The organism is Anaerocaecibacter muris (assembly GCF_943192945.1).
GTDB classification, from domain to species: domain Bacteria; phylum Bacillota; class Clostridia; order Christensenellales; family Pumilibacteraceae; genus Anaerocaecibacter; species Anaerocaecibacter muris.
The window spans coordinates 17,711-29,413 of sequence record NZ_CALPCE010000007.1; the positions used below are offsets into that span (position 1 = coordinate 17,711).

Here is an 11,703-nt window from a genome sequence, read left to right on the forward strand (position 1 = left end):
ATGAAAAAACAGAAAAAAGCATTAGCGGTTATTTGCGCTTTGGGCGCAATCGGCGCGGGCGCGGCGTTGGTCGCGTGCAACGACAATGTTCAACCCGCCCCCAAAAAATATTTACCCAACTATACGTTCCCGCCCGCATCGACGCACCCCGTGGACGAGAATATTACGCTCGACGGCAAGCTCGACGACGACGCGTACAAAAATACGCGGTGGATGGAAATACGCAAAGAAAACGGCACCGAAACGGCGACCATGCGCATGACCTCTTATTTCGGCGAGCAGGGCGTATACATGGGCTTCGACGTTACGGAAAGCGGGCGTATTTATGTCAACCACGAGCGCGCGTCGTATTTTAACAGCGGCATAGAAATGTACCTCGCAACGCAGGGCACTAAAAGTCAAGATTCCGATACTGCGTTCGAAGTGGACATGGAGGCGGACGGCACGCTGACGTTCAAACGCCGCGTCAAAGGCGGATGGGTGCCTTTCCACACCACTACCGACATTATGGCAACGCTTGTATCCACGACCAAAGGCGGAGAGGTCAATGAGGAAAGCTGTTACGGCTATACGCTCGAACTGTTTATGCCTTACGAATATTTGGTGTGGCTCGGCGTTTTGGAAGACGGCGAACGCCCCGAAGAATTTTACGTCAACCCCGTGCTTATATCGTCGTACTCATACTCCGGCACAAAGCTCAACGTTGACAGATATTGGTACAACACCGTTTTGGAACAGCTCGACGGCGACGGGTGGACGCCGCCGACCAACTATCACTTCAACGCGAACGGGCTTGTTTCGCACGACATCAACGTTACGTGCACGGGCGACGGCACGGTGGGCGAGTACCGCGGCTATAACTATGCGGTGGATAAAAACAACCTCACGCTCAAAGCGGAAGCAAAAGCGGGCAGTCGCTTAAAAAGCCTTAAAATAAACGGCGTAGAGCGCAAAAACGACCTTGTAAACGGCATGATAACCCTGCCTACGGTTACAGCAGACGTCAATATCGTAGCCGAGTTTGAAACCACGCCGTCGCAAAAAGGCACGATAAGCGGCGCGGTTACGTACACGGGCACGGACAGCGCGTTCTACGATGACGCGGAAGTGCGCGCGTTTGACGGAACAAACACATACACTTCGACTATCGACGAAACAACGGGCGCGTACTCCATAGAAGCGCCTATCGGCGAATATCAAGTAAGCGTCATGTCCGTTACGGGCGGATACGCCGCCGCAAGCGTCAATGCAAATCTCGAATCGTCGATAACCGTCGATTTCGATATTGACGATACCATGTACGGCGCAAATCGCACTCTGTATCTCAACGACGTTGTGTTGTCGGGCGGAAGCAAAGAGCTGTACACAAAGGAACAAGATCCTATCGCGTCCGATCGGTTTGTGTATAAAACATTTTTGGGGCTTGCGGACAACGCGCTTAAAATATCCACCGCCAACAGATACGTGACCGAGCAATGGTTGTATTGCGGCGGGGAATGGGTTCGCTTCCAAATAATGAACTGGGAAGGCGGCTACAACGTCAAACTTATTTGGAAGGATAACGGCAAAGAACGCGACGTCTCGGCAAGCATAACAGGCGCCGCCAAAGAGCTTATGGATAAGCTGAACGGCATGTATTTGGCTTTTATACGCGACGGGTCGGAAGTTTCGGTCGCATACCTCAATGCGCAAGGCAACTGGACCAATCTTATAAATAAAGTAAGCGTTTCGACGTTTGCCGACGGCGCGGCGCTCACGGCTATCACTCTGTCGGGGCAGGAGGGCGTGTCGGGCGAATATCCCACCGCGGCTTACGGCGGCGTTATAGTACAGGGCACGACCGATCCCGCGCGCTTGCCCGCCGTCAATGTGACCGCGGTGTACGACAAAACCGCCGTCACGTTGAGCGGATTGCAGGGCAAATACGCAATAGGCAGTACGGTCAGCTTTAACGCTACTCCCGCCGAAAACTATCTGTTAAAAGTGTACCTCAACGGCGAAGAGCTTGCAAAGAGCGGCGACGGTTATACTTTCACAATGCTCGGCAGAGCCGACTTGCGGTTCGAAACGGTCAAGAACGAGCCGCAAAAATTGAGCCTTAATATTCGCGGCTACAAGTTCGGCGATTACACCGACCTCGACGGCGTGCAAGTCACGCTCAAAGGCATTAAGGATTACACTGCGACGATCGACAAAGGCGTTATCCAAATCGACGACATGATAGCGGGCGAGTACGAAATAATAATCGCGGGTTACGGCACTAAAATTGTCAATTTCGGCAAGGACGAAAGCGTCACGCTCGATTTCAAAATGTTCGGACCGAACGCCGCGTGGGAATTGACCGAGCAGAACGTCGCGTCGCCCGTAATTTACGCCAACGCGGGCAGGTGCTTTATTGCGTCCGAAAGCAAGTTCGGCGACTTCTTTATGGAAACCGAACTCAAATACAACGCCCAGCTTGCAGCAACCGCGTCAAGTACAAGCGCGGACGAGTACACCCAGCGCAAAGGTTACGACATTTTATTCTCCAACGGAAAATCTTTGCAACCGTCGCTCAATTATCACGGCATATCGTTCTCTCCGCTGAACGAAAGCACTGCGATTGCGGGTTCGTCTTGGAGCGATGTATACAGACTTACGGATGCGGAAATAGCCAAGTATCACGGCGAGGGCATTAAACTCGGCGTCATGCGCATAGGTCGCGGCGTAACCGTCACCGTGGACGGCAAGCCCGTTGCGGAGTTCCTGTTGCCGGAGGGCTACGAGGATATTACGGCTAACGTCGGCTACCACCAGTATCACGGCAAGGGCTTGGGCAAGCAGGCGTATGCGTTTACGTTTAGCGATCAGGTCAGCAACGACGTAACAATTTCGGAAGACAGCGTTATTTCGGGTTGCAAGGTGGAACTCGAAGGCACGCCGAAAGTGGGAGGAACCGTCAAACTCAATATAACGCCCACTGTTCAGGACGCGAGCGCGACGCTCATGACGTTTACCGTCAACGGCAAAGAATACGTGTCGGCATACGCGAACGGCGCAATCACGATTGAAAACTGCTGTTCCAACAAACTCGTCATAGTCGCCAAGTTCGCAAAACCCAAGTTCGCCGCGACGGTCGAAGCCGGCATGTGGAACTTGTCCGACATCGACAAAGGCGACGTAAGCTGTACAGGCTGGGGCGTGCTCGGCTTGGGCACAAAAACCGACTTTACTGCGTCGGTGGATTACAGGTGCAATACGGGCGCGTCTGAAAGTCGGCGGGAAATAATTTTGTACTTCCCCGAATCCAAAAAGTTCGTGTCGTTCGGCGCAATGCAAAAGGGCAACGAAGCGTTTGTGCAAAGTTGCGGCGGCACCGATACAATAAACAACAACGGCGGCGAGTACGATGGTACGTATAATTCGATATACGGCTGGGCTAACATGTTGAACAACAACAGGCAGTTTAACACGGAGGAACGCGCCATGCTGTTCGGCGACGGGCTTAACGTCACGATAGTCAAGAGCGGCGCAACCGTCCACCTGTTTATCGACGGCGTGTTTGAACGGACGTTCGACCTTACCTCCGCGCTCGGCGAGAATGCGGCGACCGCGACGTGCCTCGTTAAAATGCGCACTTGGGAGGGCGGTTTTGCAGGCAAGACCAGCCGCGTTATGATAGACGACAACACGGCGAACTATCTTGCGGGCACGGTCGTTATCGACGCCGATATCAAAAACGGCACGGTCACGACGGACAAAACAAGCTATAATCCGCTCGCAAAGGACGAAATTACGCTCACGCTCACGCCTGCGACGGGCTACAAGATTAAGTCGCTTACCGTCAACGGCAAGGACGTGTCGGACGCTATTGTCAGCGGTACGTATAAGTTTACGGGCGTTGTGGGTCGTTCGACCGTCACTGCGGAATTTATGGCGACGACGGGCGTTGCGACAAGCAAGATAACCGTTTCCGCTATCGACGAACAAGGCAATCCCACGGTTATACCCGTCGGCAAAAAGTTCACGTTTACCAACATCGCAAACAGCTTGACGTACATTGCGACTACGGCGGCTAACGGCGCGCTTACTTTCGAGAGCGACGGTAAGCCCGTAAGCGAAATTGTTACGTTGGCTTACAAGGTGACTTCGCCGTATTGCGCGGATACGTCGGTTACGGTGACTGCGGACGGCGCGGTTGTAAACATTGCGTACAAGACCGTCCGCGTCGCTTGCGACATTGCGGAAAACACGCAGGACGTCAATCTCAACGCGCTTGTCGGCATGAACAAGGTTCTCGCTTACGAACGTTGGATTTCGGAATGGGATACGGAAATCGACACGGTAGACCCGCACTCGCTGTTGAGCGGCAGTAAGTATTGGACGTTGAGCGGCACGACTACCGCACGCCCCGAAAACACGACTTACGGTGCAATCACGAGCGGCGGCGGCTACTTGATCAAGGGCTTGAAAGGTCAGGAAGAGTACGAAAGCTGGGCGCCTATAATCATGTCCGAAACGGTCAGCCACGTTAAGGTGCGCAAGGACGTTACCAAACTCCGCGTGTACGCGGGCAAGTGGTGGGGCAACCAAGCCGACGTTACGTTCACGCTGTGCATAGGCAATAACGTGTATGCGAGCAAGACGGTCGCCATGGGCGGAACTTCCGCAGGTCACGCAATCGTCGAGTTCGACTTTGACACGACGGATATGTCGGCGAACGCACTGATAGAGTTCGAGCTTAAAATTTCGTCGAGCGCAAGCGACGGTTACTCGGTAGCCGGCTTACAGCTCCTCGGCAAGCTCGCTTGATGTTATCTCGACGGCGGATATAATTAGGCGTGCGGCTATGCCCCTATAAAGGCGGCGGCTTGACATGGCTTAAACATATCTGCTATAATTGACATAGACACTCGCGCAAAAAGGGAGCGACGCAAACGTCGTTCCCTTACGCGTTTTGTGCCGCGAAAGCGGTAAAATTCGAATACGGATAACAATGTAAATGGTTAATTGGCTCAAATTCTTTTTTCTATCGTTCTTTTCGGACAGGTACGCAAAGCAAGCGGCGGAACGGCGCATGCTCAACGCGTTGGCGTGCGTGCTTATCGCGCTTGTGCTGTTGTTCGGCGGACTGTTGACGGGGTATGTCAGTTCGTTCGGCAAGCATTACGCCGCGGCGACGGAGTTCCGCGAGTTCGCGTATTCGGTGTTTGCGAGCGACGGCAACGGCGTGGAGTTTTCGATAGGCGGCAATAAAATGTCGGCGAATAAGCAGGTGGAAAAACTGACCGACGGCGACGGATACGCGCTTATAATAGACACCCGACCCGTGCGCACCACTTACGACGACTTTATTGCGTTTTGCACCGACAAAAGCGGCGCGCGCATAGACTATGCGGCGTGGCTTGCGCTGGACGAGGAGCAGCGGAAAAACTATGCGTTCGGCATCGAGTACAGCGGCAAAGCAATAGACGTCGCGGCACGCGCGGAGAGTTACGAGCAGTATTTCGATACGGAGAGTGCGAGCGAGCAGGCGAAAGCGGAGTTCGCGCAACTCAAAGAGCAAGTAAACTCGGACAAAATATCACAAGCCGAATATAACAATTTACTGTACGAACTGTATGTAAAACGCTACTATCCGAGTATGAGCAACTTCGAGCGTTACGGCAACGCGCCGACGGTGCGCACTTACTATCAAAAAAAGACCGACGAAAAAAAGCCGAAATCATTTTTGATAGTTTTCGAAAATCAGTTGGCGGCGTCGTTCGTCACGTCGGACGGCGTGTCCGTTCAGATCGACGGAACGTTTGCCGAGGCTAACGGCATTGCCGTAAACGGCGAAATGCCGACGGCGCAGGCGCGCAATAACGTGGACAGGCTGATGCGCGCCGTGTTCGACTCGGCGACGTCGATCAACGCATACGTGTATGTTATAAACATATTCACGTCGTTGCCGTGGACGCTTATTGCGTTTGCGGTCTGTTCCGTAATGCTGTCCGTTACGGTGTGGTTGGCGCGCACAGAAAAATCGGTCGCGCTTCACGGCACAAAGTCAATAGGCTTCGGCGGCGCGTGCAAAATTGTCGGCATGTTCATGTTGGGCGCGGGCGTAATAACGTTTGTCGCGGCGGCGGTCATGTCGCAGTTCATATCGCGCGGCGCGGCGTTTTCGTACTCGCTGTTGTGCCTGTCGGCGGCGCTCGGCGCGCGCACTTTGGCGTTTTGCATAGCGGAGGGCGTGCGCGCTCGGCGCAAAAAGAACGGAGCGGCGGCGGACGCGCCGACGGACGAACGAGCAGAAACAACGGACGACAAAATCGCCGCTCAAAGTGCAGACTTGTTTAGCCTCAACGACGAAAATCAAACGGAAAATTAAAGTAAAAGCCGTCGGCAATACCGACGGTTTTTTGTACTGTAATTATTCGGATTTAAATAATTCAATAGGCTCTATGTTTAGTGCGTCGCAGATGTCGAGCATGGTTTTTAAACTGATATTTATTTTACCGCTTTCGACTTTATGAATATAGCTCGCGTCTTTATCGATACGCAAGCTCAACTCATAAGCGGACAAACCGAGCTTACTCCTTATTTTTGATAAATTAACGCCGAAATCATTAAATTGCATAATTACATTGTAGGCTATAATAAGTCGCGACTAATTGACCGACAGTCAATATAATGGAATTATAGTCAATACGGTTCAATTATATTCTAAAAGGCGAACCGCCGCAGAGTGGTGAAGTATTAATTTATTGTGCGGCTACGCCTGGATTTCTCCGCTCCGCTCGCTGACGCTCACTTCGGTCGAAATGATGGGGGAAATTTAGATAATAAATAAGAGATAAAAGATAATAGTTACGGAAGTTTTGCTCTGCGCAAAACTTGATTTTAATATATAGAAAAGAAATGCTTATATACTCATCATCCCGAGCAACGCCGAGGGATCCAGGCGAACCGCCGCAGAAAGGTACAAGCTGTGCTCGGTTGATTATAATTTTGCCGTTATCGGGTAATTTTTGGCAGAAAGGGTTGCAAAATAAATACCGTTGTGGTAAACTGAATAGCGTATAAGTCGCGGCGGATAAGCCCGCTGTGGCGGTTTTGCGCGGTAGGACGCGACACGTCGGGTTTGCTCGGCGCGCGCATTAAGCAACAAACTTTCGATAAAAATTCGTCAATCGGGTTTTACGGGGTAGGAGTTTATGGAAAAAAATGAAGAACCGAGCGTGTTGTTCGGTAAATCCAAATGGATTTGGGCGGCTGACGCTACCAAAAAGAACAGCAATATAATTTTGCGCCGCACTTTTTCGTTCGGGCAGGATCGTCCGCCGTCGCGCGCGGTGTGCCGCGCGGCGTGCGAAACGCATTATTATATGTTTGTCAATGGCAACGCCGTCGTGTGGGAGGGCGGACTTAACCGCACCGCCAAAAGCGCGTATTACGATGAATTCGATATAGGCAAGTATCTTGTCAAGGGCGACAACGTAATTGTCGTGCATTGCTCGTACTTCGGCAACGAAGGGCGCGACCTTGTTTGCGCCGAGCGCGCGGGATTCATATTCGAGTGCAACGACCTTAATATATACAGCGACAGCAGTTTTACCGTTTACGAAAACCCCGCGTTCAAAGCGCCGCGCACTACCAACTGTTGCTATGCGGGTTACGACGTCAATTACGACGCGTCGCTCGAAGGTCCTATTCAAAACGTGCTCAACCCCACGTTCAATTTTTCGCAGTTTACTCCCGCGACGGAGCTGGACGTTTATCCCGACTCGGTCATAGGCGCGCTTGTGCCGCGACCCGTGCCCATGTTCAAGTTTTCGGCTCAACCCGTTTTTGTCAAGGCTAAAAAGTCAACCGATCAGTTCGACGGCGACACGTATATAGTCAACCTGCCGCGCGAAATGCGCGTTACGCCGTATATGGAAGTAACGGGCAACGGTCAGGAAAAAATAACTATTACGACCGACCGCACCGAGTGTATGGGCTGTTTCGGCGACGAAAACAGCGCGTATCGCGCGCACTCCGTGACGTATATAACAAAACCGACGCTCAATATTTACGAAGGTATGATGCCCATGACGGGCAACAGCCTTATATTCTCCATGCCGCGCACCGTCAAGGTCATGAAGCTCGGTTACCGCGAAATCGGGTACAACACCGCGCCTACCTGCGAGTTCGAGGCGGACGACAAGCTGAACGCGCTGTTCGGCAAGGCGTTAAACACGCTGTATTGCAGTATGGGATCGACCGTGGTCGATTCACCCGAGCGCGACCGCGCCATGTGGCTGGGCGACGCGTCGATTGCCGCGCGCGCGCTGTACCTTGCGTATGCGGACGCCGCGCCGCTTGTAAAAAAGATAATCGACGACGTTATCGCGTATGCGGACGGCGACAGTGTTTTGTATTCGTGCGTGCCGGGGAATATTCCCGTGGACATACCGTCGCACGGGCTTGTCGCGCTGGGCGAGTACGGACTGTTTGCTCAGTACAAAAACTTTACCCAAGATAAAGCGTTGTTCCGCGCCGAGTTCGAACGGTTGTGCGAGTATTTGATGCTCTGGGAAATGACCGAGCACGGCGTAGCGTTGCGCGACGGAACGCGGCGGTGGTACGATAATCTTTACAACGCCGACGAAACGCTTATCGAAAACGCGCTGTATTATTCGGCGTGCAAGTTTGTTAAAGGCTTGGGCGCGGAGCTGGGCGAACACGACTACGACGAGACGTTTGACGACCGTATGGACAACATTGCGGACTTTATAGAAAGTACGTGGGACGGTTTGGGTTACACCTCGACGGGCGGAAGTTACGACGACCGCGCCAACGCGTTTATCGCGCTTGCGGGGCTTGTTCCGAGCGAGCGCACGGCGGAAGTCGCGCGCGTACTCTCGGCGGTGACCAACGCGTCGCCGTACACCGAGTGGGCGGTTATTCAGGCGCTTGCCGTGCTCGGTCGGCGCGACCTTGCGCGCAAGCGGTTCGACAGCAGATATGCGCTTGCGGCGGATTCGGAAAGCACCACGCTCGGCGAGGACTTTAACGGGTTCGGCACGGGCTGTCAAAGCTATCAGTCGGCGGTTATATTCGAGGCTGTGCAGATTTTCGGCGGTATAGAAGTAAAGGACGGCGCGAGCAAGATAACGGTCACGCCTGACTTCTCGGCGGTCAAGGACTTCCAAACCCGTCTGCGGCTTGCGAGCGGGGAGTTCGAGGTGCGCTACAAATACTCGCCCTCGCGCATAGACATCGTTATCGACAACCGCACGGACGGCAAAGCGGAGCTTGTCGTTTGTCCCGAACTCATAGGGCGCAACGTCGAGCGGCGCGCAATCACGCTTAACAAAGGCAAAAACAAGTTTACTATATAGCTTGTATGGAAATACTATCGGTATAATATGAAACAAAAAATTCTTCTGACTTATGTCGAATCGGGGTTCGGTCACATCTCCTCGATGGACAGTATATACGACGCGCTTTGCGAAAAGTACGGCGACGTTTACGATATACAAAAAAGCTATATCCTTACGGAGGACGGCTTTAAAAATCTTGTCGGAATGAATAAGTTTGTTATCAAGCAAGTGCAAAACACCAATAAAATCCCGTACTTCGGCAGATTTATTTTCCCTATAATATCGTTGCTCGGCGGACAAAAGGTCATGCGGTTTTTCCACCGCCAAATGGCTGTCAAGTCGTTCAAGCAAGGGCTTAAAGCGTTGCAAATGCGCAAGCCCAACGTGATTATCAGCAATCATTACTTTACCAATCTTTTGGCGGTCGAATACAAACGCCGTATCGACCCCGACGTCGTTGTTATCAACTATAATCCCGACCCGACGTTGCACACATTTTGGGATAAGCGCGACGGTCTGTTTATCGTCAATAACCCGCTCGCGCTCGCCAAAGCGCAAAAGTATAAGTTTAAACCCGAAAACCTGCGCATGGTCACGCCGTGCGTCAGGCAGTGCGTGGAAAAAAACACGCTCACCCGCGAACAGTTGCGCGACAAGTTCGGCTTGCCGCAGGATAAATTCACCGTGGTTATAGCAGACGGCGGGTATATGTTAGGCAGAGGTCCCAAGTTTGCCAAAGCCCTGATCAAGAGCGGCTTGCCCATTACGCTGTGCGTGATTGCGGGCAACAACAAAAAGCGTTACAAAAAATTCCAAGCCATAGAAAACGGCACGAGCCGACTGAAAGTCGCGCCGTCCATGACGTTTAAGGCGTATGAGTTTATGACAAACGCTTACGAGCTGTACGGCGCGGCGGACGTGTTTTTGACCAAGGGCGGACCCAACGCGGTGCTCGACAGCCTGTATATGCACACGCCCGTTATGATCAACTACTGCCCGCACGTTATAGAAGCGGGCACGGTCAAAGTCTTTATAAAAGAACACGGTTGCGGCGAAACGACTTTTACCAAGCGCTACGCCGTCAAGCGCATACGCGCGTTTATCAAAGACAAATCCGAGTTGATGGAGTACGAGGACAATATCGACGAGCTTATAGCCGACGGCAACGGCGCGACAGCGGTCGCGGATATTATCAATGCCGAGGCGGTCAACCAAAAGTTAGCTTACGAGGCGCGCGGAATACTGTGCGACGCGGATGACGACCGCGACGCGAACGACTGTTTGGCAGGTAGTGCGGCGGACGGCGGCGCGCAACCCGACGCGGAAAAAACAAGCGAGGACGTTACGCCGAATATCGGGATTACGGCGGACGACGGCGACAGCACGGACGGCGTTGTTAAAAGATGAACACCAAGGCGTATCTGCGGTTTTTCGGCGAGCTTGCCGAAAAGGACGAAATCCCGCGCGACGTTTACGATACGGTCGTCGCCGAGATCGCCAAGGACGGCAAAATGACCGAGCGCGTGTACTCGCTGTACCTGCAAGAGCTGGAAAAGCGGCGAATGTTCGATACGGACGGCGCGCCGTTCGACACGAAAAACAGCGCAAAGACGGACGGCACTTATGTCTATAAGCACGTTAAAAATCCGTTTTGGTACATACTTCACGCGTTTTGGAGCACCGTTTTCAAGCTGATAGGCTATGTCGGCGCGGGCGTGGTCTTTGGGGTTTGGCGGGTCAAGGACCGAAAAAAACTCAAAAAGATAGGCGCGTGCATAACGACTTCCAATCATGTAGGGTACCTCGACGCGGTGCTTACGCGCCGAGCCATGGGCGGCAAAAAGCAATATATAGTGGTTGCGCCGCACAACTGCAAGTACACCGTCGGCGGCGCGATACTGCGGTCGGCGACGGAATTGCCGTTGCCCGTCAACCTTAAAGGCACGCGATCGTTCAACGACATGCTCGACTACGTCGCGGCGCGCAAAGCGGCTATACATTTTTACCCCGAAAAAAGCATGTGGATAGGCTACCGCAAGCCGCGTCCGTACAAGGAAGGCGCGTTCTATTACGCGGACAAACTGGATATTCCCGTCGTGCCTATGTTCTACTGCTTTAAACAGCCCAAGGGCTTGCGCAAACTTTTGCACTTGCCCAAGGCGGTTATAAAAATAGGCGAACCCATTTACGCGGACAAGTCGTTGCCCCCGCGCGACAGAAAAGCGGATTTGGCAAAACGCGCGTTCGATTCGGCGGCGGCGATGTACGAACGGTTTTACGGCATACCGCTCGAATACGCGGACGCGGACGACGCGAGCGAAAACGACTTAACGGCTAACCCCGAAAATACGATAAAGGACGAAAGATAAAA

Annotated in this window: 6 protein-coding genes; 5 read left to right on the forward strand and 1 reads right to left on the reverse strand. The window is 52.9% G+C overall.

Annotated elements, in window-relative coordinates:
• Together NFR57_RS07225 and NFR57_RS07230 are read left to right on the forward strand one after the other, a co-directional pair.
• Window positions 1–4,791 (forward strand): InlB B-repeat-containing protein, encoded by a 4,791-nt coding sequence (locus tag NFR57_RS07225; RefSeq protein WP_251183172.1) that lies wholly within the window; start codon window positions 1–3, stop codon window positions 4,789–4,791.
• Window positions 4,792–4,981: 190 nt separating this feature from the next.
• On the forward strand, window positions 4,982–6,355 hold the full coding sequence (locus tag NFR57_RS07230) for a hypothetical protein (RefSeq protein ID WP_251183173.1): 1,374 nt from the start codon (window positions 4,982–4,984) through the stop codon (window positions 6,353–6,355).
• A gap of 42 nt (window positions 6,356–6,397) precedes the next feature.
• On the opposite strand, the gene NFR57_RS07235 is transcribed toward NFR57_RS07230, so the two are convergent.
• Window positions 6,398–6,604 (reverse strand): helix-turn-helix domain-containing protein, encoded by a 207-nt coding sequence (locus NFR57_RS07235; protein ID WP_251183174.1) that lies wholly within the window; start codon window positions 6,602–6,604, stop codon window positions 6,398–6,400.
• A gap of 577 nt (window positions 6,605–7,181) precedes the next feature.
• Between NFR57_RS07235 and NFR57_RS07240 the strand changes: the two genes are divergently transcribed.
• From NFR57_RS07240 to NFR57_RS07250, 3 genes are read left to right on the forward strand one after another with little or no spacing between them, the layout of a single operon-like run.
• Window positions 7,182–9,350 carry an alpha-L-rhamnosidase-related protein gene (locus NFR57_RS07240; RefSeq protein ID WP_251183175.1) on the forward strand — a complete coding sequence of 723 codons (2,169 nt, stop codon included), beginning with the start codon at window positions 7,182–7,184 and terminating at the stop codon, window positions 9,348–9,350.
• 27 nt (window positions 9,351–9,377) lie between these two features.
• Complete coding sequence (locus NFR57_RS07245; RefSeq protein ID WP_251183176.1) at window positions 9,378–10,739, forward strand: glycosyltransferase family protein; 1,362 nt, start codon at window positions 9,378–9,380, stop codon at window positions 10,737–10,739.
• Window positions 10,736–11,701 carry a lysophospholipid acyltransferase family protein gene (locus tag NFR57_RS07250; RefSeq protein WP_251183177.1) on the forward strand — a complete coding sequence of 322 codons (966 nt, stop codon included), beginning with the start codon at window positions 10,736–10,738 and terminating at the stop codon, window positions 11,699–11,701. The genes NFR57_RS07245 and NFR57_RS07250 overlap by 4 nt, the downstream gene beginning before the upstream one ends.
• The last annotated feature ends 2 nt before the right edge of the window (window positions 11,702–11,703 follow it).

Bases quoted from the DNA above. Each gene is read 5' to 3' on its own strand.
- NFR57_RS07225 (WP_251183172.1), top strand. From the start codon at position 1: ATGAAAAAACAGAAAAAAGCATTAGCGGTTATTTGCGCTTTGGGCGCA.
- NFR57_RS07230 (WP_251183173.1), top strand. From the start codon at position 4,982: ATGGTTAATTGGCTCAAATTCTTTTTTCTATCGTTCTTTTCGGACAGG.
- NFR57_RS07235 (WP_251183174.1), bottom strand. From the start codon at position 6,604: ATGCAATTTAATGATTTCGGCGTTAATTTATCAAAAATAAGGAGTAAG.
- NFR57_RS07240 (WP_251183175.1), top strand. From the start codon at position 7,182: ATGGAAAAAAATGAAGAACCGAGCGTGTTGTTCGGTAAATCCAAATGG.
- NFR57_RS07245 (WP_251183176.1), top strand. From the start codon at position 9,378: ATGAAACAAAAAATTCTTCTGACTTATGTCGAATCGGGGTTCGGTCAC.
- NFR57_RS07250 (WP_251183177.1), top strand. From the start codon at position 10,736: ATGAACACCAAGGCGTATCTGCGGTTTTTCGGCGAGCTTGCCGAAAAG.